Genomic DNA, 21,253 nt, shown 5'->3' on the forward strand with positions numbered 1-21,253 from the left:
CAGCCTCGCCGCCCGACTCCGCGCCCGGCCTCGCTCGTTCAGCGGGCGAGGAGGTCGCGAAGCGCCGTGGCGATGTCGGCGGGGGCTTCTTCGGCCATGAAGTGGCCGCAGGTGACGCCGATGTGCCGCAGGTCCGGCGCCCAGGCGCTCCACAGGGCCGCCGCGTCGTAGCCGAGCGCGGCGCCCCAGTCCTGCTGGAGCACGGTGACCGGCATCCGCAACTGGTTGCCGGCGTCCCGGTCGGCCTGGTCGTGGGCGACGTCGATGCCGGCGGAGGCGCGGTAGTCGGCCACGATCGAGGGCACCGCGTCACGGCAGGCGTCGAGGTACGCGGCGCGTACGTCGGCGGGGATCGCCCGCGGGTCGTTGGTCCAGATGTCGAGGAAGTGGCCGAAGAACGCGTCCGAGGCGGCGCCGATCATCTGTTCGGGCAGGCCCGGAGGCTGGGCCATCAGGTAGAGGTGGAAGCCGACGGCGGCGGTGACGCCGCGCATCACCTCCCACATGTCCACCGTGGGGAGCACGTCGAGGCAGGCCAGGTGGCTGATCGTGTCAGGGTGATCGAGCCCGGCGCGGAAGGCGACCAGGGCGCCGCGGTCGTGCCCGGCCAGTGCGAATCGCTCGTGCCCCAGCGCGCGGGCCAGCGCGACGACATCGGCGGCCATGGTGCGCTTGGCGTAGACGGTGAGGTCGGTCTCGGCGGGTTTGTCGCTGGCGCCGTAGCCACGCAGATCGGGACAGATCACGGTGTGGTCGGCCGCGAGGTCGGAGGCGACGTGCCGCCACATCAGGTGGGTCTGGGGGAAGCCGTGCAGCAGCACGATCGCGGGGCCCGAGCCCGCGACGGCCGCGTTCAGGGACACGCCGTCGGTGACGGCGACACGCTGGTAGTCGAATCCGGCGATGGCGGATGCCATGGTTTCCATCTCTTTCGGTAGATGACTTCGATGAGTGGGCGACGTCGATGAGCGACTTCGGTAGGTGAGCCCGGTAGGTGACCGGGTGTCCTCAAGGCTGCCGGGCGCGAATGAGCATCCGATGAGCGCGCTAGCGTGACCAGGGGCGATGTCCCCGGAAAAGGTGGTCAGGGGTGCAGGCACAGGTCGCGTTCGGGGTGCTGGGGCCGGTGGTGGCCTGGGACGCCGCCGGAGGCGCGATCGCGCTGAAGGGTCCGCGGCACCGCGCGGTGCTGGCCCGGCTGATCGTCGCCCGCCGCCGCGTCGTCCCGGTCACCGGCCTGGTCGAGGACCTGTGGGACGACCCGCCGCCCGGGGCGGTAGGCGCGGTCCGTACCTTCGTGGCCGCGCTGCGCCGTGCCCTGGAACCCGCGCGCCCGCCTCGCGCCGCTGCCCGGCTGCTCGTCACCGAGGGCCCCGGATACGCGCTGCGCGCCGAGCCGGGCGCGGTCGACGCCTGGCGCTTCGAGAAGGCGGTGACCGCGGCCGCGACGCTGCCGCCCGAGGACGGGCTCGCCCTGCTGGAGGAGGCGCTGGCATGGTGGCGCGGCCCCGCCTACGCCGAGTTCACCGAGGAGACCTGGGCCCGCGCGGAGCGTTCCCGCCTGGGCGAGCTACGGCTGCACGCCGTGGAGCGCCGGGCCGAGGCCCGGATGGCCCTGGGACGTGCCGCCGAGGCGGTGCCGGATCTGGACGCGCACGTGGCCGAGCACCCCTGGCGGGAGGACGCCTGGCGGCTGCTCGCCCTCGCGCTGTACCGCACCGGCCGCCAGGGTGACGCGCTCGCGGTGCTGCGCCGGGCACGAACGCTCCTCGTCGAGCAGCTTGGCGTGGATCCGGACCCGCGGCTGCGCCGCCTGGAGGCGGACATCCTCCACCACGCCGAGCACCTCGACCCCGTCCCTCGGCCCGGTGAAGCGGCGGGGCGGGTGTGGGCGCTGGCGGCCGCCGCCTACGACCGCACCGTGGCGTCCGGCGCCCGGGCCAGGCTGGAGTCGACGGTGGGCCTGCTGCGCGGTCTCGCGGTGACCGGCGGCGGCGGACTCGAAGCGGCCCGCGAGCACCGCGTGGCGGCCATCGCGGCAGCGGAAGAGCTGGGCGACACAGAACTGACCGCCCGCGTGATCGGCGCCTACGACGTCCCGGCGATCTGGACCCGCGTCGACGACCCGGAGCAGGCCATGCGGGTGGTCGCGGCCGCCGAGCGTACTCTGGCCGCTCTCCCGACCGGCGAGCATGCGGCCGCGCGGGCCCGGCTGCTGGCCACGATCGCCCTGGAATCACGCGGCACCGGCTCGGCGCACGGACCGCGGGCGGCTCGGCAGGCGGAGCAGATCGCCCGGCATCTGGACGATCCCGCACTGCTGGCGTTCGCCCTCAACGGCACCTTCATGCAGACCTTCCACCGCGCGGGGCTGGCCTCGCGCCGGGACGCGATCGGCGCCGAACTGGTCGCCCTGTCCGCCCGGAACGGCCTGGCGACGTATGAGATCCTCGGGCACCTCATCCGCCTCCAGGCCCGCGGCGCGCTCGCCGACTTCCCCGGAGCCGACCATCACGCGGCCGCCGCGGACCGCCTGGCCGAGCGCCACGAACTGCCGCTCACCGGCGTGTTCACCGAGTGGTACCGGGCGCTGCGGCTCGCGGCCGACGGGCGGGCGCCGATGGATGAGATGGAGGCGGCCTACCGGAGTGCCGCCGCACGGCTGGACGGCGCAGGCATGCCCGGGCTGGAGCACGGCCTGCTCCCGCTCGCCCTGCTGTGCCTCCGGGTACGGCACGCGCTGCCCGTCCAGGCCGACGAGGGCACCGACTGGGGGCCGTACGAGCCCTGGGCCCGCCCCCTGGTGCTGCTGGCCGACGACCGGCGCGGCGATGCCGCGGCGGCGCTGCGCGAGGTCCCGGCCCCGCCCCGCGACCTTCTCTTCGAGGCCCTGTGGTGCCTCGCCGGGCGCGCGGCCATCGCCGTCGGCGACCGGGAGACGATGGAACTCGCGCACAACGAGCTCATCCCCGCGGCGGCGGAGCTGGCCGGAGCGGGCAGCGGCCTGCTCACCTTGGGCCCGGTCACGGAGCACCTCGACGCTCTCGCCACCGCCCTCCGGCGTTCTCGTACTCGGTGAGCGGAGACAGGCGCTGACCTGTCGCCCACCACCCCATGACGGCGGAACGGAGCGCGCGGCTACCCCTGGCGGCGGTGGGATCTCCGCTGCGGCGCGGGGAGGTCGTGCCGGCCGGAGACGAACTCCTGGAAAGCGATCTTCATCCGGATGGCCGGCCGCCGCCACCGCTCCTCCCGGTGTACGGCTCGCGCCATCCGCCTGGGCTTGGGCCGCCTGGCGCTTTCGGCGTAGAACCAGCGGGCCCAGGGCGAGCCGGGCCGGGCCAGCCGTACCGCGCCGACGTAGACCACCGGCGGCAGGAAGAGTCCGAGCAGACCGCTCCAGATCTTGCCCTTGAGCAGCGTGGTCACCGCGAAGAGGAGGTTCACCATGAGGAAGCCGGCCGCGAGCCATCTGCCCTCCGGCGTGCCGTCGGACTCGCCCCAGCCGAGCGGGCGCAGGCCGAGCAGCAGCAGGCCCGTCGCGGCGACCGCCACGAAGACCGCGTCGACGGAGGTGCGGCCCTCCTGTGACCAGTAGACGTCCCTGACGTGCAGGATCAGGGCGAACTCGTCCAGCACGAGGGCGGACCCCACCCCGAACACCGCCGCGGTGAAGGCGTACCAGCCGGTGGAGATGCCCGACACGATCAGGCTCGCGACGCCGCCGAGCAGCATGAGGATCACGCCGAACACGACGTGGTGGATGTGCATCTCACCGACGCTGACGTTGCCGAACCACCGTACCCGCGACCTGATCAGCCGGACGTTGATGCGTGTGAACACGAAGGCCACGATCAGCGCCACGAAGAAGCAGAACAGCGGCAGGCGGTGGGTCTCGACCACGCTCTCGTGAAACCAGTCAGCCATGTGGAAGTCCCCGTCCCCGCCCGTGATGCTAGTGCCCCTTCGTCAATCTTTGCCCCGTCGCGTCGCCCGAGGCGCCACCTCGCGGCGTTGTCGGCGTCGGCCGTAGGACGACGATGCCAATCTTGATCACGCCTCCACCTCCACTATGGCCTTTCCGCGGATAAGGCCGCGCTCGGCGGCCCGGTGCAGGTCTGCCAGGGACTCCAGCGGGCGAACGTCCGCCTCGACGTGGACCACGCCCTTGTCGATCAGCGCCACGAGCTCGGCCAGCTGGCCCGGGTCGTTGCGGGCCACGAACTGGACGGCGCGCGGATGCTCGATGGGCTGGGTGATCGAGACGAACTCCTTGGCCAGCCGCGTCACCGAGGCGGGCACGTCGGCCACCAGATTGATCAGCACCCGGCTGTCGCGGCCGATGCGGGCATGCTCGAAGACGGCCTGCCACGCGGTGAGCCCGAGCACCCGGTCGCCGGGGGCGAGCAGCGCGCGCACCGCGACGGCTGCGACGTCCCGCTCGTGGATGGGGAGAAGGCCGCGTCGCCGTACGGCTGCCGCACGACGCCCGCGCGGACCTGCTCGGCCCATCGCGCCGGCAAATACCGCCGACTGGGCTGCCCGCCTACGGGTCGAACGGCGGCAGGCACCGCTTGAGGTCACGTGGCGACGCGCGATGCGCCGATTTCGCTCTGACGAGCAGCCTCACTCCTCGTGCGTGCGGCGGGCCGACAACTCGTCGGAGGCCACCTCCAGCCGGTTGAGCCGTTCCCGCATCTCGGCGACCTGCTCGCGCACCAGGGCGACGGCGGTCTCGCCCGATGTGACGGGGGCGGGCAGATTGATCAGCGTGCGGGAGCGGCGGCCGATCCCGGCGAAGACCGGCAGTGACACCACCGCCCACGCCAGCACGGCCACCCCTGCCGCCAGGGCCTGGCCGGCCGCGGGGCTTTCGGCGTAGACCATCGCCACGGTGCTCGCGCCGTACAAGGTCCAGGCCAGGCGCACGCCCCAGGACCGGAACAGGCCGAGCAGCCACAGGCCCACCCCGGTCACCGCCCATGCCTTCCACAGCGCCTCGGCGGTGATGGGAAGACCTGCGGCGTGCTCAGTGAGATAGGCATGGACCGGCTTGGTGATGACGTCCATGAACTGCGAGGAGGTCGCCGCGTCCACCCCTTCGGCGGCGGCGCCTGTGGCGGCTCCCACGAGGGCTACGCCGATCGCGATCACCACCCACAGCACAGCGATCACGAAGGCGAGGGCGGCCAGGACCACCGCGGCCACCACGGCGACGAGCACGATCCGGCCGCGCTCGCTGCCTTCGCCATACCGGTGATCGATCCGGGCCAGGAGGCTGTCGTAGATGGTGAGCAGCCTGATCAGTAGGGGTTCGTCGGTGTCAGCTTCGCGGGGGTCGGGCGATTGGGCCATCAGCAGTGCTCCCGCTTGCCGAGATCATCGCTCATACCTCCATAGGAACATTTCAGCGGGGCTGTGGCACCCCTCAACATCTCTTGTCAGGATTCGGCGGGGATGTCCTCCTGCGCGCCTACGCGCGTAGGTACGCGCGCGAGGCCGGGCGGTCAGGTTTCGTCAGGAGAGGAAGCCCCGCAGCAACGCCGCCGTTCCCTCGAGATGTTCGGCGACCGCCCGGCGCGCCGCGTCGGGGTCGCGGGCGAGGATCGCGGCCACGATGGCGGCGTGCTGGACGGAGGCGTGCTCGATGTTGGGCCCCAGCACGGGGATGGCGTTGAGCAGGTCGGTCACCCGCAGCCGCGCGTCCGCGCAGGCGGCGGCGAGCAGCGGCGAGCCCGTCAGCTCGGCGATCGACAGATGGAAGGCCGTGTCCAGGCGCCGGTAGTCGGCGGGAGCGGCCTCGTTCACCTCCTCCAGGCGGCGGGTGAGCGTCCCGCGCTGCGCGGCCGTCAGCTCCGCGCTCGCCAGGACCTCGGCCGCGCCGCATTCGACCGCCATCCGGAAGGTCAGGGCGTCCTCCAGGTCGCCCTGGCCCATCGCCTTGACCGCCCTGCGCAGGTCGCCCTGCCCCGGGCGCGGCGGCTCGTAGACGACGAACGCGCCGCCGTACCGGCCGCGCCGTACGTCGAGGAATCCGGCGTCCTGCAACGCGCGGATCGCCTCCCGGAGGGTCACCCTGCTGATGCCGAGCTGGGCGGCGAGCTCGCGTTCGGGGGGCAGCTTCTCACCGTGGGCGACGACCCCGAGCTTGATCGCCTGCAGGAGCCGCTCGACGGTCTCCTCGAAGGCGTTTCCCGACCTGACCGGGCGGAGCAGCGGAAGCAGCGGGGCGCTCACCGCGCTCACCGCGCTCGCGCGGGCTCGGGGCGCGTCCACTGCGGCTCCCTCCCTTGTCACCTGCTCGGTCATCCGCTCGGTCACGTGCTCGTCGTCACCTGCTCGTTCCGGTGCGGCTCTCCCGGGTATCTCACCCAGGCGTCCCACCCCGTGCGGCCGCCCCGGCGTACGCGTCCCGGCGGTGAGATCCGCAGGACACGCCCGCTGGTCCGTCCCCGTCTCGTCCTCACAGGGCGTTTTGGCCCGAGATTAGCTCACGGTCATGGTTGACGCGGGGCCGGGCCGAATGCTTGCATCCATCCATTGGTCTGTTTCCAGACTTTTGACGCCCCGAGGAGGCGGTGTGCTGACCGTCGAGCAGCTTCGCGCGGAAATCGAGGCGGGCCGGGTTGACACCGTCCTGCTGGGGATCACGGACATGCAGGGCCGGTTGCAGGGCAAGCGGCTGGCCGCCAGATACTTCCTCGACGAGGTGCTCGAACACGCCGCCGAGGGGTGCAACTACCTGCTCGCCGTGGACGTCGACATGAACACCGTGGACGGGTACGCGATGTCCTCCTGGGACCGGGGATACGGCGACTTCGTGATGAGGCCCGACCTCTCGACCCTGCGCAGGGTGCCGTGGCAGGAGGGAACGGTCCTCCTCCTCGCCGACCTTGTCTGGGAGGACGGCTCGGACGTCGTGCCCTCTCCCCGGCAGATCCTCAGGAGGCAGATCGACCGGCTCGCGGCGTACGGCTGGACCGCCTTCGTCGGCACCGAGCTGGAGTTCTGCGTCTACAACGACACCTACGAGCAGGCCTGGCAGCGCGGCTACCGCGATCTCTCCCCGGCCAACGTCTACAACGTGGACTACTCACTGCTCGGCACGGCCAGGATCGAGCCGCTCCTCCGGAAGATCCGGCTCGGCATGGAGGGCGCCGGGCTGTACGTCGAGTCGGCGAAGGGCGAGTGCAACCTCGGGCAGCACGAGATCGCCTTCCGGTTCACCGACGCACTGACGACGTGCGACAACCACGTGTTCTACAAGAACGGCGCCAAGGAGATCGCCGCCCAGGAGGGCAGGTCGATCACGTTCATGGCCAAGCCGAACCAGCGTGAGGGGAACTCCTGCCACATCCACATCTCGCTGCGCGACGCCGACGGCGTCCCGGTGATGGCGGGGCGGGAGCAGTACGGGCTGTCGAAGATCGGGGAGCACTTCATCGCGGGCCAGCTCGCCGCGATGCGGGACCTGACGCTCTTCTACGCGCCGAACATCAACTCCTACAAGCGGTTCGTCCCGGGCAGCTTCGCCCCGACCGCCGTGAAATGGGGCATCGACAACCGCACCTGCTCGCTGCGCCTGGTCGGGCACGGCCCCTCCCTGCGCATCGAGAACCGGGTGCCCGGCGGCGACGTCAACCCCTACCTCGCGGTGGCCGCCCTGATCGCCGCCGGGCTGCGCGGCGTCGAGAACGAACTGCCCCTCGACGAGCCCTATGGCGGCAACGCGTACACGTCGGGGGCCGAGACGGTGCCGAGCACGCTGCGTGACGCGCTTTCCCTCTGGGAGAACTCGGCCCTCGCCGAGGAGTCCTTCGGGAAGGACGTCGTGGATCACTACGCCAACAACGCCAGGGTCGAGATCGCCGCCTTCGACGCGGCCGTCACGGACTGGGAGCTCTTCCGGGGGTTCGAACGACTGTGAAGATCATCAATCCGGCGACCGAGGACGTCATCGCCGAGGTCGAACCGGCCGACGCGGCCGAGGTCGATCGCGCGGTGGAGCGTGCCAGGGCAGCGTTCGCGGCCTGGCGGGCCACCGCTCCGGGCGACCGGGCCCGGCTGCTGCGACGATTCGCCCAGGTGGTGGACGACCACGCCGAGGAACTGGCCCTGCTGGAGGTCGCGGGCGCCGGGCACACGATCGGCAACGCCCGCTGGGAGGCCGGGAACGTCCGCGACGTGCTCGACTTCTACGCCGGGGCGCCCGAGCGCGACCACGGGAAGCAGATCCCCGTCCCCGGCGGCGTGGACGTCACCTTCCAGGAGCCGCTGGGCGTCGTGGGGGTGATCGTGCCGTGGAACTTCCCCATGGTGATCATGACGTGGGGCGTCGCGCCCGCGCTCGCGGCCGGGAACGCGGTCATCGTGAAACCCGCCGAGTGGACCCCGCTGACGGCACTGCGACTGGCCGAGCTGGCCCTCGACGCCGGCCTCCCCGAGGGGGTGCTGCAGGTCCTGCCTGGGGCAGGGGAGGTCGCTGGATCCCGGCTGGTCGAGCATCCGGACGTCGCGAAGATCGTCTTCACCGGTTCGACCGAGGTCGGCAGGCTCATCGGCGCCAAGGCCGCCGCGCGGGTGAAGCGGGTCACGCTGGAGCTCGGCGGCAAGAGCGCGAACATCGTCTTCTCCGACGCCGACCTGGACCGGGCCGTCGCCTCCGCGCCGATGGCCGTCTTCGACAACTCGGGGCAGGACTGCTGCGCCCGCTCCCGCCTGCTCGTGCAACGCGAGATCTACGACGAGTTCCTGGACCGGCTGGCCCGAGCCGTACGGGAGGTGCGGGTCGGAGACCCGCTCGACCCCGCCACCCAGATGGGGCCGCTGGTCAGCGCCGAGCACCTCGCCCGCGTCGCGTCGTTCACCGGGCCCGAGGTGACGCCGTACGCGCGGGGCGCCTGCCCTGACGGGCCCGGCTACTGGTTCGCGCCGACGGTCCTCGCCGCACCGCCCGGGTTCGACCCCCTGTCCCGTACGGGGGATCCGGAGTTCCGCCGGGCCTACGAGGAGGAGATCTTCGGGCCGGTCGTGACGGCGATCCCCTTCGACGGCGAGGAGCACGCCGTGCGCCTCGCCAACGCCACGCCGTACGGGCTGAGCGGGTCGATCTGGACCGGGAACGTCGGGCGGGCGCTGCGGATGGCGCGCGCGGTCGAGGCGGGGAACCTGTCGGTCAACTCGCATTCGAGCGTCCGCTACTGGACCCCGTTCGGCGGGTTCAAACAGTCGGGCCTGGGCCGGGAGCTCGGCCCTGACGCCCTCGCCGCCTTCACCGAGACCAAGAACGTCTTCATCTCAACGGAGTAGACCTATGCAGCGTTTGCAGGACCGCGTGGCCGTCATCACGGGTGCGGGCAGCGGCATCGGGCTCGCCACGGCGCGCCGGTTCGCCCAGGAGGGCGCGAAGGTCGTCGCCGTGGACCTCGACGAGGTGGCGGGGACCAAGGCGGCCGACGAGGTCGGCGGGCTCTTCGTCAAGGCGGACGTCTCCCAGGAGGACGACGTCATCCGGATGTTCCGGACGGCGCATGAGACCTACGGCAGTGTGGACATCGCCTTCAACAACGCGGGCATCTCGCCTCCGGAGGACGACTCGATCCTCACGACGGGCATCGACGCCTGGCGCCGGGTGCAGGAGGTCAACCTGACCTCGGTCTACTACTGCTGCAAGCACGCGATCCCGTACATGCAGCGGCAGGGCAAGGGCTCGATCATCAACACGGCGTCGTTCGTGGCGGTGATGGGGTCGGCCACCTCGCAGATCTCCTACACCGCGTCCAAGGGCGGCGTGCTGGCGATGACGCGGGAGCTGGGTGTGCAGTTCGCCCGCGAGGGCATCCGGGTGAACGCCCTCTGCCCGGGGCCGGTCGACACGCCGTTGCTGCAGGAGTTGTTCGCCAAGGACCCGGAGCGGGCGCAGCGCCGGCTGGTGCACATCCCGATCGGCCGCTTCGCGCGGGCCGAGGAGATGGCCGCGGCCGTCGCGTTCCTCGCCTCGGACGACGCGTCCTTCATCACGGCGTCGGAGTTCCTGGTCGACGGCGGCATCTCCAGCGCGTACGTCACGCCGCTGTAATCGGGGTATCGGACCCCTCGTCACACCGGACGCACAGAGTGTCGTCGATCACGCGCGTACGCGGTCGCGATCGTGGACGCCTGTGCGTTCGCCGTGACGTGGGCATCGGGGAAACACGAGGAAAGGCGGCGGCATGTCCCGTCCCGTCATCGGGATCACCTGTTACGTCGAACCCGCGAAGTTCACCGTCTGGGAGATGACGGCGGCGCTGCTGCCGTACATGTACGTCGAGCGGGTGAGCCGGGCGGGCGGGCAGCCGGTCATCCTGCCGCCGGCGGGGGACCCGGCCACGGTGGCCGGACGGCTCGACGGGCTGATCATCGCGGGCGGGGGCGACATCGACCCGGCCAGGTACGGCTCGCCCCCGCACGACCAGACCGGCTACATCCGGAAATTTCGGGATGAGGCGGAGTTCAGGGTGTTGCGTGCGGCCCTCGACGCGGGCATGCCGTTCCTCGGCGTCTGCCGGGGCATGCAGGTGCTGAACGTCGCCAGGGGCGGGACCCTCCACCAGCACCTTCCGGACATCGTCGGCCACTCCGGCCACTCCCCCGCGCCCGGCACCTTCGGCCGGATCCCGGTACGGCTCTCCCCCACCCTGGCCAAGATCTACGAGGCCGAGGAGGTGACCCCGGCGCACTACCACCACCAGGCGATCGACCGCCTGGGCGACGGGCTGGCCGTCACCGCGCACGCGGACGACGGCACAATCGAGGCGGTCGAACTCGACGGCCACCCCTTCGCCCACGCCGTCCAGTGGCACCCCGAAGCCGACGAACACGCGCCCGTCTTCCACGCCCTCGTCACCGCCGCCGCCCGCGCCGCCCGCGCCCGGCGCCGCTGACTGTCCGGTCACTCCCGGGCGAGCAGGCGGGCGAGGGGAAGCCGCTGCGCGAGCAGGGCGGGGGCGACGGAGGCGGATGCGGCCAGCAGCACGGCGAGCCCGCTGGCGGCCCCTGCCCCGGCGACGACGGGGGCCGGCAGCTCACCCGCCACGGCGTACGTCGCGACGAGCCCGGCGACCGAACCCGACAGGGCACCGAGCATGCCGATCCCGACCCCTTCCGACACGATCAGACGAGCCAGCGCGGCACCCGACCAGCCGGTGCTCCGGAACGCGGCCAGTTCGGTGTCCCGCTCACGCACGCCGAGGTACAGCACATCGGCCACGGCCAGCGCGGCCAGCGCGAACATCACCCCGATCGCGACGTAGTCGGCCGTTCTCGCCTGCAGAACGATCGCGTCCCCCAGCAGGGAGCCGACGACCCGCCCGCGGAAGCCGTACGTCACTCCGAGGAGCAGGGTCAGCGCGAACACCGCCACCGCCAGGGTCGACGCGCCGAGGAGGGCGCGGCCGGGGACCCTGGTCAGCGTGGTCAGCGCCAGCCCGGTCACCCCGCGGGGCGACCTGGCCCGGCGCGGAAGCCGTACGGCGGGCCTGACCGCCTCCACCGGGGGCACCCGCGACGCGCGCCACGCCGGCACCAGCCCCGCCAGCAGTGCGAGCAGCAGGGCCGCGGGTACGGCCAGCCAACTGCGGGCACCGGGGTCCGGCAGGCCCGCCCACGAGGAGAGCGGGACGGCCGGCGCCGCCGCGAGACAACCCGCGAGCAGGCCGATCACGCCGACCTCCAGCAGCACAGTGCCGAATATCCGGGGCCGCGACCAGCCGAGACAGCCGAGCACGCCCAGCTCGGCGCGGCGTGCCCGCACGGCGGCCGACGCCGCGTTGACGACGAAGAGCCCGCACACGGCGAGGATCAGCACGAACAGCGCCATCGACTTGCGGTCGGCCGCGGCCAGGATGCGGTAGGCCACCCCCTTGTTCACCCAGCCCTCGCGCAGGGTCAGCGCGGGCCGCCCGTACGAGCCTGCGGGCAGCTCCACGGTCATCGGCGACGGCGACGACCCGATGGTGATGTCCACGTCCAGGCCGGTGGCGGCCACGATGTCCCGGGCCACCTGGCTGATCCGCTCCCGGCTGACCGGGTCGGGGCCGATCACCCCGGCCACGCGCACCCTGACCACGCTGAGCGGGGCGGCGTCCGTGGCCGCCTGCGCCTTCTCACCCGCGCCGCTCGCCTTGGCCGCCGAAGTGATCCGCCGCAGCCCTTCGAGGTTGGTCAGCAGCAGGGGCGGCGTCTGGAGGTAGCCGCCGACGTTGTCGTTGGGCAGCAGGTCCTGCCCGCCGAGCAGCTTCCCCGTACGGCTGTCGCCGGGCCTGGCGACCGGCGGGTTGTAGGTCTCCATCGGCAATCCCGTCAGCTCGCTGAACCCCGGCAGCCTCTCCGGGTCGAACCGGCCGATCAGGCGGGTGGACAGCGTGTCGATGTCCGGCACGAACGTGGGACGCAGTGGCCGGAACTGCGCGTCCGCCGCCCCGATGGGCGCGTTCGCGTGCCCCTCCCACCCGAGGAAGAAGTACGCCGGCTCCCCGAAAGCCTTCCCCCACGCGGGGTCCTTCCAGACGGCCGGATCGTTGTCCACCGGAGCCGCGGCGACGTGCCGGTCTCCCAACTCCCGGTACTCGGTCGGGCCCGCCGTCCAGAAGCGGGTCAGCGGGGTCGACACCTGGCCTTCCGGGATGTCCTGCCACCCGTCGAGCATGCCGTCGTAGACGTCGGCGGCGTCCAGTGTCACCCGCTTGACGACCTCGCCGTCCTGCGCGGTGAGGTACTTCTTCAATGCCTCCGCCAGCGTTCCCTTGACGACCTTGTCCGCCGCCTCGGCCGGAAGCCTGCGGATCTCGATCTCGTCCCGCTGGTCGGCGTACTGCCGCGCCGCGGCGAGGAGCAGGACCTCCCTGCCGCCTCCGGTCGGCGGCACGCGATACTCCTCCTCCGCCCTGAGGTAGCGGCCGGCGACCATCGCCTTGTCCAGGCCGGCCAGCCGGGCCTCCGCCTCGGGATCGACGGCGGCGAGCAGGAACGGGAACTCCTGCTCGACGCTGACGATCGCCCGTCCCGGGGTCCAGTCGCCCAACGTGTTCTCGGTGATCGTCCCCATGCCGTACGCCGTGCTCGTGGACCAGTACCCGACCTGCGCGCCCCCTTCGAAGGGGAACGTCTTCTGGGCCGCCCAGCCGCGTTCCTTCCGTTCGAGCAGCGATGGGCCGAGCGCGACCTCCCGCCCCGAGGCGGTCGTCTCCTTGGCGAGCAATCTGGCGTCTCCGCCGTTGTGCTTGGTGACGGGCACCGTGACCGGCCTGCGGGTGACGTACTGGTAGCGCGGCCCGCCGTAGGAGATCCGGGTGAGACCGCGGTCGGCGACCCGGGTCTGATCCATCCGCAGCATGGTCCGGTCGCCCTTGTGGAGCACGTCGGTGACGTCGATGTCGGCCGAGCCTCCCCTGGTGAGGTAGCCGACCATGCCGATCGGCGCCGCGATCTCCACCCCATTGATGTGCTTGACCTTCTCGTACTGGTCGAGGGTGATGCCGCCGAAGATGCCCGACAGGTGGTTCTGCCGTACCAGGGAACGCGTCCGCTCCAGATCGGTGGTCGAGCCCTTGGGCCGGACGAGGATGTCGTACTGCGCGCGGAAGTTCTTCCCGACGGTCCCGACAATCTCCAGGCGCTGGGTCTCGGCCGTGCCGGTCAGCACGGTGAAGCCAGTGGCCGCGACCAGGATGCCGATCAGCAGCACGAGCGAGCGGCCCAGCCGGTGACGGAGCTGGGCCCACATCAGGCGGATCACCCGAGCCTGCCGATCCGGTCGAGCACGTCGTCAGGTGGGGTCAGCCGCTCGTCGGCGGCGATCTTCCCGTCCCGCATCCGTACGACCCGGTCGCACACGGCGGCGACCTCGGGATTGTGGGTGGCGACCAGCATGGTCATGCCGTACGCCTCGCGGAGCGTGAGAAGCAGATCGACGATCTCGTGACCGGTGCCGCTGTCGAGGTTGCCGGTGGGCTCGTCGGCGAGCAGCAGCGGCGGGCGGCCGATGAGCGCCCTGGCGATGGCGACGCGCTGTTGCTGGCCTCCGGACAGCCTGCTCGGCAGCGCGGAGGCGCGGTCGGTCAGCCCCACCGCGTCCAGCAGGTCCATCGCCCTCGCCTTGCGGTCGAAATCGACTCGGCGGGGCAAGACGGGGGCGAGCACGTTGTCCAGCACGCTGAGCGCGGGCAGCAGGTGGAAGCGCTGGAACACGAACCCGATGCGGCGGCGGTATCGGTCCAGCCCCCGGCGCGGCAGGTCGTCCACCCTGGCGCCGTCGACCAGGATCTCCCCCGCGTCCGGCCGGTCCATCGCGCCGACGAGATGGAGCAGCGTGGACTTGCCCGCTCCGGACGCTCCCATGAGCGCGACCGCGCTTCCCGCTTCGATGTCCAGGCTGACCTCGTCGAGCGCCACGGCGGACGCGTATCGACGGCTCACATGCCGAAGGCTGACGTCGACTCCCATGCGCCCATACATTGTCACAATGTAGGGCAGTATGGGAGTCCCTACATTGTGACAATTCAGGAAGGCAGCTCCGGATGCCGCTCAGCCACGCGGTCCTGACCCTCCTCGCCGACGGCCCGAGTCACGGCTACGAGTTGAAGGCCAGGTTCGAGGCCGCCATCGGCCCTCAGTGGGGCGGGCTCAACATCGGGCACCTGTACCAGATCCTCGACCGCCTGGTCCGGGACGGGCACGTCGTCCGCGACCACGTCGCGCAGAGCGACCGGCCGGACAAGACGACCTACCAGCTCACGCCGGAGGGAGCGGAGGAGCTGCGATCGTGGGCGACCAGCCCGTGGACCCGCTCGTCCGGCTTCAGGGACGAGCTGTTCCTCAAACTCCTCGGCGCGAGCAGGCTCGGTGCCGAGTCCCTGGCCGCGTTCGTCACGGCGCAACGGCAGGCCCACCTGTCCGACCTCGGCGCGCTCACCAGGCAACGCCGCGCGCACACCGGCGATCCGCTCGTCGCACTGCTCATCGACGCCGCCGCCGCGCACATCAAGGCCGACCTCCAGGTGCTCGACACGGCCGAAGAACGCCTGGCCGGCCTGACGGCGGGAGACGTCCAGGTCCACACCGCCTCCGCCGACGGCCAGGCCACCGCCTGACCCGGCGACACCCGTCACGCGGCGACGCCGTCTGGTCGAGGGGAGCTCCGCGACCTGCCGGAAGGACCGCCGCACAGGCGGGCTCCGGGAGACGCGTCGGGAGACCCGGGAGACAGGGTGGGACCGTCGGCCGGAGATCGCCCACAGGGGATGTCCGGATTCAACCGGGCGTGGGCCGGGCGGCGACTGCCGCCCGGCCCACGCCAGGATCCTCGGACATTTCCTTCAGGTCACGTCAGTTGACGCTGATCACGGTTCCGGCCCCGTTGGGGTACTCGATGTAACCGGTGTGGGGCCGCCCGTCCGGCAGCCTCGACCAGCCGGCGGTCACCGTCTCGGGAACCCCCGGGGTGCCCTTGAGCTTGCGCGGCGACACGGTCAGACCACCCACGCCCGGGGCGTCGGTCACCACGTTCGCCTGCGCGTGGAACGGGGTCGACGTGGTGCCCGGCGCGGTCAGGTAGCTGACAAGCACGAAGGTGTACTTCCCGGCCTTCGGCCGCGAGATGACCAGCCGGTAGTCATCGCCGTCGCGATCCACCCAGCCCGCGAACTCCCGGCCCTCGTAGAGCACGCCTCCGCCGAAGCCCAGCTCCAGGCCGTTGTCGGGGCGGGCCCGGAACTCCACGGCCTTGGTCCCCTCGGGGACGTCGATCGTGTACTGCTTGCCGTTGGCCTCCTCGGGACCGACCGAGCCGACGATCTCCGGGCCGGAGACCAGCCCGTAGGCCGTCATGTCGGTCTTCTTCTTGACCGGGGTCACCTCGAAGGACACCGACCCGTTCGCGTCCTTGCCCCTGACCTCGGCGGGAGCGAGCACGCCCTGAGCGGTCACCGCGACGACGCTGCGAACGGTACGGCCCTCGCCGGTCCAGGTCAGCGAGCCGGTGATGCCGGTCGCGACCTCGTCCTTCAGCTCCATGGTGACGGTGAACGACTTGGTCTCACCGGCCCGGTCGAAACGCAGCGTGGAGGGGCTCACCTTGGCCTTGACGCCGGGCAGGTCGATGTCGGCCTTGTACTTGCCGGGCGTGACGGCCGTCAGCGTACGGGTGACGGTCCGGGGGCCGGCCAGCCCGCCGAGCGCGATCGAGGGGTAGTTCAGGTCGCTGGTGGCGATCGGTGCCACCCCACTGCCCGTCCTGACGCCCAGGCCCTCCAGGTAGCCGAGCCAGTTCTGCTCCGTGGAGTCGTAGACCAGGCCGGGCTCGAGCATCCGGGCCGGATCGACGTTGCCCGCGCCCTGCGCGAAGGCGTCGGTACTGTCCGTACCGTCGGCGTTCCTGGTCGGCACGGTGGTCGTCATCATCGCGGACTTGATCGCCATGGGCGACAGATCAGGGTGCTTGCCCAGGTAGAGCGCGGCCAGACCCGCGATGTGCGGGGTGGCCATCGAGGTGCCGTCGTAGAAGCCGAAATCGTTGCCGTTGTTCGTCGGCGGAGCGACGGCCGCCAGGATCGAGACACCGGGGGCGGCGATGTCGGGCTTGAGCAGGTCGCCGCGGTTGGCCAGCGACGGTCCGCGCGAGGAGAACCCCGCCACCCGCGGGTAGACGGCGCCCTCGGCGCTCGCGGGCCGCAGGATGGCGGTCGCCCCGTCCGTCGCCGCGTAGGCCAGCACGGCCGGCACGCCGGGCCCGCCGATGTGCACGGTCGGCACGGCGTGCGAGTCGGCGACGGTGTCCTCGTCGGCCATGTTGACCATGATCATGCCGACGCCGCCGGCCCGCTTGACCTCACCGGACTTCTCCAGGCGCGTGACGGTGCCGCGCTCGCAGACGACGATCTTCCCGGCGGTCCTGGCCGGGTCGAGGCTGTTCGGGGCGCAGACCTGTGCCTCGAAGTCGTCGACGGAGGCGTTCTTGACCACCGGGCCCGTGGCCAGCGGCTTGGGCCCGAACGTGTCGCTGACCGTGGTGCTCGAACCGCGGTGCCTGGTGCCGTCGCCCAACTCCACCTCGGCCACGTACGGCGCGGCCGTGCTCGCGGCCACGGTGGTCGTCCACGGCATGGTGTTGTCCAGCGTCGAGGCACCCGGGCCGCTGTTGCCGCCGGCGGTGGCCACGAAGATGCCGCTCGCGGCGGCCGCGCGGAAGGCGAGCCCGATCGGGTCCTCCGCCGGGGACTCCGTTTCGGAGCCCACGGAGTAGTTGATCACATCGACGCCGTCGGCCACCGCCTGGTCGACGGCGGCCAGGATGTCGGAGTCCAGGCCGCCGGTCTGCTGGCCGTCGGCACTCTCCCAGAGCGCCTTGTAGACGGCGATCGCCGCGCCGGGCGCGACACCGGAGATCTGGCCGAAGTCGGTGCCGTTCACGCTCGCCGGCACGTCCGCGTTGCCCGCGGCGGTGGAGGCGGTGTGCGAGCCGTGCCCCTGCGCGTCGCGCGGCGAGACGTAGTCGGCGCGATTGGCCGGCGGTACCCGCTTCAGCCAGGCGTCACCGAAGTAGCGGGCGCTGATCAGCTTCTGGTTGCACAGGTTGGCGGCGAACTCCTCGCCGGTCTGGCAGACGCCGGTGAACGTGCCGCCGTCGGCCTTCTTCATGACCGCGGTCGAGCCCTGCAGATAGGGCCGGTACGGATCGGCGTCCGTGGGCGCCGTGGCGTCGAGGGCCGGGGCCGCGAACGACGGGTTCTCCGGCCAGACGCCGGTGTCGATCACGCCGACCACAATGCCCTTGCCCGCGTTCGCAGTGCCGCCGAGCCTGGACCACAGACCGGACTCGCCGGACAGGCCGAGGAAGTCGGTGGACCTGCGGTCGTCCAGAGCCTTGCGCAGGCGGTCGGGAACGACGGAGAGCACACCGGGCGTGGTGTTCAGCCGCGCCGCCTGGGTCATGGTGAGCTCGGCGACGAACGCGTTGGAGGCCACGGAAAGCTGCTTGGCCGGCGTGGCGTCGACGCTCCGGGAGACCTGGTCCTGCCTGCTCTTCAGGTGGTCGCGGTAGCGCTTGGCGTTCGCGCTGCCGGTGTCCACCTTCTTGCCCTTGCCGGGCTTGGTGGCGGGGATGCCGGCGACGCCGCCGTCATAGGTCGCGAGCGGCTGCTCGGCCAGCGTGACGATGTAGGTGTCGATCGGGCCGGCGGTCAGAGGATCGGTGGTCAGGGGATCGGCCGAAGCCGGCGCCGAGGCCGTGGTGATCACCACGGCGGCGGCGAGTGCCATCGCGCCGAAGGCACTCACTCGTCGGGGGTTGCGGGCCATTGCTCCTCTTCGAGACGGGGGGTGCCGCCCTGCAGCAAGGTCGCCGGGAGGCAGCTAGAAGTGAACGGCCCGTGAGGATCAGTTGTCGAGATATAGTGCTGGCGTTTTCGGTCATATGGCGAAAAGCGTCACGATCCGGTCAGGTGGTGGGTGGACGACCAGCCAGTGCTCGGTGCGGTGGGCATCGGCGATTTCGACGAACAGATCTACCGGTCCCTGCTCCGCCACCCCGACCGCACAGTCACCGACCTGGCGGGCTCGCTGCGGGTCAGCGCCGCACGGGTACGGCACGCGCTGGCCCGGCTGGCCGAACTCGGGCTGCTACGACGGATCAGGCCGGGCAGGTACGAGCCGGTGGCGCCGGAGGCGGCGCTCGGATGGCTGATCGACCGGCGCCGACTGGAGGCCGAGGCGGGGCTGGCCGAAATCCGGACCACGGTCGCCGACTTCGCACAGCTCTACCAGTCGGGCCGGCTGCGGGCCGACCCGGCCGGCCTGGTGGAGATCCTCTCGGGCGAGGACGCGGTGAAGCGGCAGATGACGGAGACGAACAGGGCGGTCACGTCGGAGGTGTTGGCGCTCGACCGGCCGCCCTACATCGGGTGGCCCGACAACTCGGTGGACAGCAACGAGTCGGAGGTCGCCGGCACCCGGGAACTGATCGCGCGCGGGGTGGACATCCGGGTCGTGTACTGCCCGGAGTCCCTGCGACGCCCCGGCCGGTTCGAGACCCTCCTCCGGCTGGCCGAGGAGGGTGAGCGGTCCAGGTTCCTGCCCAGCCTGCCGTTCAAGCTGCGGATCGTGGACCGGCGAGTGGCGCTGATGCCCCTCGTGGACGGCGTCTACGACAACGTCGCGCTGATCCGTCCCTCCGGCCTGCTCGACGCGCTCATCGAACTGTTCGACGCCTACTGGGAGCGCGGCCAGCCGCTCACCGGGACCCGGCCGCCCGTCGGCGACCGGCCGGACGAGGAGGACCTGCTGGTGCTCCAGATGCTCAAGGCCGGGCTCAAGGACGAGACGATCGCCAGGCAGCTCGGGGTCAGCGCGCGAACCGCGACCCGCCGGATCGCCGCGGTCGTCGAACGGCTGGGCGCCACCACCAGGTTCCAGGCCGGAGCGGAGGCGTCGGCGCGCGGCTGGATCTGAGAGAGGCCCACCGGTTTCGCGAGACGGGGTACGACCACTAGGCTGGCAGAACACCATCGATCCCGTGCGGGAGAGCGTCCTGACAGCCGGTCAGGTCCCCTGAAGGAGCAAGCCCTCCCCGCGAACCTCTCAAGGCAAAGGACCGCGCGGGCCAGGTGTCCTCTGGAAAGCAGGCCGTACGCGGCCTCGCCGAAGGTGAAAGTCCGGGTAAGGAAACGGACGAAGCTCTCAGGCACCCATGACAGAGGGGGAGGATGCTGTCATCCGTCTTCCTGAGGTGCGATCATGTCCCGATCTACCCCGTTGCGTGAGGTTCACGAGAGCCTCGGCGCGACGCTCACCGACTTCGCGGGATGGCAGATGCCCCTGCGCTACGGCAGCGAGTCAGCCGAGCACAACGCGGTGCGCACCGCTGCCGGCCTGTTCGACCTGTCCCACATGGGCGAGATCCACGTCACCGGCCCGCAGGCGGGAGAGGCGCTGGACTTCGCTCTCGTCGGGCATCTGAGCGTGCTGGAGCCCGGCCGCGCCAGGTACACCATGATCGTGACCGAGGACGGCGGCGTGCTGGACGACCTGATCGTCTACCGCCTCCGGCCCGAGGAGTTCATGGTCGTCGCGAACGCCTCCAACTACGCCAGGGTGGCCGAGGAGCTGGCCGAGCGCGCCAAGCCGTACGACGCCCGGGTCGAGGACAGGTCGGACTCCTACGCGCTGATCGCCGTCCAGGGGCCGAACAGCACGGACATCCTCGGGAAGCTGACAGACGCCGACCTGGTCGGGCTCAAGTACTACGCGGGGCTCCCCGGCGAGGTCGCCGGGTTCGAGGTCATGATCGCGCGTACGGGTTACACCGGCGAGGACGGCTTCGAGCTGTTCGTCCGGCCCGAGGACGCGGTCCCGCTGTGGAACGCCCTGTCCGAGGCGGGGGCGGAGCTCGGACTGCGGCCCTGCGGGCTGTCCGCGCGCGACACGCTGCGCCTGGAGGCGGGCATGCCGCTGTACGGCAACGAGCTGACCGCGGACACCACGCCCTTCGACGCCGGCCTCGGCCGGGTCGTGAAGTTCGACAAGCCGGGCGACTTCGTCGGGCGGGCCGCGCTCTCCGGGCGCACGGCCCCCGGACGCCGCCTGGTCGGCCTGGTGGCGCGCGGCCGCAGAGTCCCCCGCCACGGCTATCCCGTCACGTGTGAGGGCGAGGTCGTCGGCGAGGTGACCAGCGGCGCGCCCTCGCAGACGCTGGGCAAGCCCATCGCCATGGCGTACGTCGCCGCGGACGCTCTCGAAAAGGGAGGTCTGGCCGTGGACATCCGTGGTAGCCATGAACCCGTTGACGTCGTTGATCTGCCTTTCTACAGGAGGAGCAAGTGAGCAGCATTCCCGACGAGCTGAGCTACACCAAGGAGCACGAGTGGGTGGCCGGTCTCGATGACGGCCTCACCGTGACGGTGGGCGTGACCGCGTACGCCGCGGAGCAGCTCGGCGACGTGGTCTTCGTGCAGGTGCCGGAGGTGGGCACCAACGTCGAGGCCGGTGACGCGGTCGGCGAGGTGGAGTCCACCAAGTCGGTGAGTGACATCTACGCGCCGGTCGGCGGCGAGATCGTGGAGACCAACCCCGCGGTCGTGGACGATCCCTCTCTGGTCAACTCCGACCCGTACGGCGACGGCTGGCTGTTCCGCGTGCGCCTCGAAGGCGAGCCGGAGGACCTGCTCTCCGCCGCCGAGTACACCACCCTCACGTCGGGTGAATCCTGACATTTCCAGATAAG

At 71.5% G+C, this 21,253-nt stretch carries 17 protein-coding genes and 2 riboswitches; of the genes, 9 read left to right on the top strand and 8 right to left on the bottom strand.

All coding sequences use genetic code 11. From position 1 onward, the window contains the following. Positions 1-38 precede the first annotated feature (38 nt). On the bottom strand, positions 39-917 hold the full coding sequence (locus tag AB0I59_RS13480) for an alpha/beta fold hydrolase (protein WP_358132625.1): 879 nt from the start codon (positions 915-917) through the stop codon (positions 39-41). Positions 918-1,090: 173 nt separating this feature from the next. On the opposite strand from AB0I59_RS13480, the gene AB0I59_RS13485 reads away from it, so the two are divergent. Next, positions 1,091-3,079: an AfsR/SARP family transcriptional regulator gene (locus AB0I59_RS13485; protein ID WP_358132627.1), complete on the top strand. Its 1,989-nt coding sequence runs from the start codon at positions 1,091-1,093 to the stop codon at positions 3,077-3,079. Positions 3,080-3,138: 59 nt separating this feature from the next. Here AB0I59_RS13485 and AB0I59_RS13490 read toward each other — a convergent pair whose 3' ends face one another. The 4 genes from AB0I59_RS13490 to AB0I59_RS13505 form a co-directional block, all read right to left on the bottom strand. Beyond that, the gene (locus tag AB0I59_RS13490) at positions 3,139-3,927 is read right to left on the bottom strand and encodes a hypothetical protein (RefSeq protein WP_358132629.1); all 789 of its coding nucleotides are present in this window, start codon (positions 3,925-3,927) and stop codon (positions 3,139-3,141) included. A gap of 126 nt (positions 3,928-4,053) precedes the next feature. Next, positions 4,054-4,512, bottom strand: coding sequence for an MDR/zinc-dependent alcohol dehydrogenase-like family protein (locus AB0I59_RS13495; protein WP_358132631.1), 459 nt, complete (start codon positions 4,510-4,512; stop codon positions 4,054-4,056). A gap of 114 nt (positions 4,513-4,626) precedes the next feature. Next, positions 4,627-5,355, bottom strand: coding sequence for a hypothetical protein (locus AB0I59_RS13500; protein ID WP_061259026.1), 729 nt, complete (start codon positions 5,353-5,355; stop codon positions 4,627-4,629). 162 nt (positions 5,356-5,517) lie between these two features. Further along, entirely contained in the window at positions 5,518-6,309 is a 792-nt protein-coding gene (locus AB0I59_RS13505) for a FadR/GntR family transcriptional regulator (RefSeq protein ID WP_435830961.1), read from the bottom strand. 214 nt (positions 6,310-6,523) lie between these two features. Here AB0I59_RS13505 and AB0I59_RS13510 point away from each other — a divergent pair, with 214 nt between their 5' ends. The 4 genes from AB0I59_RS13510 (at position 6,524) to AB0I59_RS13525 (ending at position 10,922) form a co-directional block, all read left to right on the top strand. Beyond that, positions 6,524-7,927, top strand: a complete 1,404-nt coding sequence (locus tag AB0I59_RS13510; protein WP_358132635.1) for a glutamine synthetase family protein — start codon at positions 6,524-6,526, stop codon at positions 7,925-7,927. Further along, complete coding sequence (locus tag AB0I59_RS13515; protein WP_358132637.1) at positions 7,924-9,309, top strand: aldehyde dehydrogenase family protein; 1,386 nt, start codon at positions 7,924-7,926, stop codon at positions 9,307-9,309. The genes AB0I59_RS13510 and AB0I59_RS13515 overlap by 4 nt, the downstream gene beginning before the upstream one ends. A 4-nt stretch (positions 9,310-9,313) precedes the next feature. Further along, positions 9,314-10,078 (top strand): 3-oxoacyl-ACP reductase, encoded by a 765-nt coding sequence (locus tag AB0I59_RS13520; RefSeq protein WP_061259023.1) that lies wholly within the window; start codon positions 9,314-9,316, stop codon positions 10,076-10,078. Positions 10,079-10,211: 133 nt separating this feature from the next. After that, entirely contained in the window at positions 10,212-10,922 is a 711-nt protein-coding gene (locus tag AB0I59_RS13525) for a gamma-glutamyl-gamma-aminobutyrate hydrolase family protein (protein ID WP_061259022.1), read from the top strand. An 8-nt stretch (positions 10,923-10,930) separates the two neighbouring features. Here AB0I59_RS13525 and AB0I59_RS13530 read toward each other — a convergent pair whose 3' ends face one another. Beyond that, positions 10,931-13,762: an FtsX-like permease family protein gene (locus AB0I59_RS13530; protein WP_358132640.1), complete on the bottom strand. Its 2,832-nt coding sequence runs from the start codon at positions 13,760-13,762 to the stop codon at positions 10,931-10,933. Between the two features lie 8 nt (positions 13,763-13,770). After that, positions 13,771-14,454 carry an ABC transporter ATP-binding protein gene (locus AB0I59_RS13535; protein WP_358132642.1) on the bottom strand — a complete coding sequence of 228 codons (684 nt, stop codon included), beginning with the start codon at positions 14,452-14,454 and terminating at the stop codon, positions 13,771-13,773. A gap of 101 nt (positions 14,455-14,555) precedes the next feature. Here AB0I59_RS13535 and AB0I59_RS13540 point away from each other — a divergent pair, with 101 nt between their 5' ends. Further along, complete coding sequence (locus tag AB0I59_RS13540; RefSeq protein ID WP_061259019.1) at positions 14,556-15,128, top strand: helix-turn-helix transcriptional regulator; 573 nt, start codon at positions 14,556-14,558, stop codon at positions 15,126-15,128. Positions 15,129-15,363: 235 nt separating this feature from the next. Here AB0I59_RS13540 and AB0I59_RS13545 read toward each other — a convergent pair whose 3' ends face one another. Further along, complete coding sequence (locus AB0I59_RS13545; RefSeq protein WP_358132644.1) at positions 15,364-18,333, bottom strand: S8 family serine peptidase; 2,970 nt, start codon at positions 18,331-18,333, stop codon at positions 15,364-15,366. Positions 18,334-18,483: 150 nt separating this feature from the next. Between AB0I59_RS13545 and AB0I59_RS13550 the strand changes: the two genes are divergently transcribed. The 3 genes from AB0I59_RS13550 (at position 18,484) to gcvH (ending at position 21,239) form a co-directional block, all read left to right on the top strand. Next, positions 18,484-19,482, top strand: a complete 999-nt coding sequence (locus AB0I59_RS13550; protein ID WP_358132646.1) for a helix-turn-helix domain-containing protein — start codon at positions 18,484-18,486, stop codon at positions 19,480-19,482. A 57-nt stretch (positions 19,483-19,539) separates the two neighbouring features. Then, positions 19,540-19,637: riboswitch (glycine riboswitch) on the top strand. Further along, positions 19,638-19,737: riboswitch (glycine riboswitch) on the top strand. Between the two features lie 30 nt (positions 19,738-19,767). Next, a complete protein-coding gene (gcvT, locus tag AB0I59_RS13555) occupies positions 19,768-20,853 on the top strand; it encodes a glycine cleavage system aminomethyltransferase GcvT (RefSeq protein ID WP_358132648.1) in 1,086 nt (361 codons plus the stop codon). After that, entirely contained in the window at positions 20,850-21,239 is a 390-nt protein-coding gene (gene gcvH, locus AB0I59_RS13560; RefSeq protein WP_061259015.1) for a glycine cleavage system protein GcvH, read from the top strand. The genes gcvT and gcvH overlap by 4 nt, the downstream gene beginning before the upstream one ends. Positions 21,240-21,253: the final 14 nt, after the last annotated feature.

The organism is Microtetraspora glauca (assembly GCF_040656155.1).
GTDB lineage: Bacteria > Actinomycetota > Actinomycetes > Streptosporangiales > Streptosporangiaceae > Microtetraspora > Microtetraspora glauca.

What these genes read in the sequence shown, in the direction of transcription:
- AB0I59_RS13480 (WP_358132625.1), bottom strand. Translation starts at nt 917, where the DNA reads ATGGCATCCGCCATCGCCGGATTCGACTACCAGCGTGTCGCCGTCACC.
- AB0I59_RS13490 (WP_358132629.1), bottom strand. Translation starts at nt 3,927, where the DNA reads ATGGCTGACTGGTTTCACGAGAGCGTGGTCGAGACCCACCGCCTGCCG.
- AB0I59_RS13495 (WP_358132631.1), bottom strand. Translation starts at nt 4,512, where the DNA reads ATGGGCCGAGCAGGTCCGCGCGGGCGTCGTGCGGCAGCCGTACGGCGA.
- AB0I59_RS13500 (WP_061259026.1), bottom strand. Translation starts at nt 5,355, where the DNA reads ATGGCCCAATCGCCCGACCCCCGCGAAGCTGACACCGACGAACCCCTA.
- AB0I59_RS13505 (WP_435830961.1), bottom strand. Translation starts at nt 6,309, where the DNA reads ATGACCGAGCAGGTGACAAGGGAGGGAGCCGCAGTGGACGCGCCCCGA.
- AB0I59_RS13510 (WP_358132635.1), top strand. Translation starts at nt 6,524, where the DNA reads ATGCTTGCATCCATCCATTGGTCTGTTTCCAGACTTTTGACGCCCCGA.
- AB0I59_RS13520 (WP_061259023.1), top strand. Translation starts at nt 9,314, where the DNA reads ATGCAGCGTTTGCAGGACCGCGTGGCCGTCATCACGGGTGCGGGCAGC.
- AB0I59_RS13525 (WP_061259022.1), top strand. Translation starts at nt 10,212, where the DNA reads ATGTCCCGTCCCGTCATCGGGATCACCTGTTACGTCGAACCCGCGAAG.
- AB0I59_RS13530 (WP_358132640.1), bottom strand. Translation starts at nt 13,762, where the DNA reads ATGTGGGCCCAGCTCCGTCACCGGCTGGGCCGCTCGCTCGTGCTGCTG.
- AB0I59_RS13540 (WP_061259019.1), top strand. Translation starts at nt 14,556, where the DNA reads ATGCCGCTCAGCCACGCGGTCCTGACCCTCCTCGCCGACGGCCCGAGT.
- AB0I59_RS13545 (WP_358132644.1), bottom strand. Translation starts at nt 18,333, where the DNA reads ATGGCCCGCAACCCCCGACGAGTGAGTGCCTTCGGCGCGATGGCACTC.
- gcvT (WP_358132648.1), top strand. Translation starts at nt 19,768, where the DNA reads ATGTCCCGATCTACCCCGTTGCGTGAGGTTCACGAGAGCCTCGGCGCG.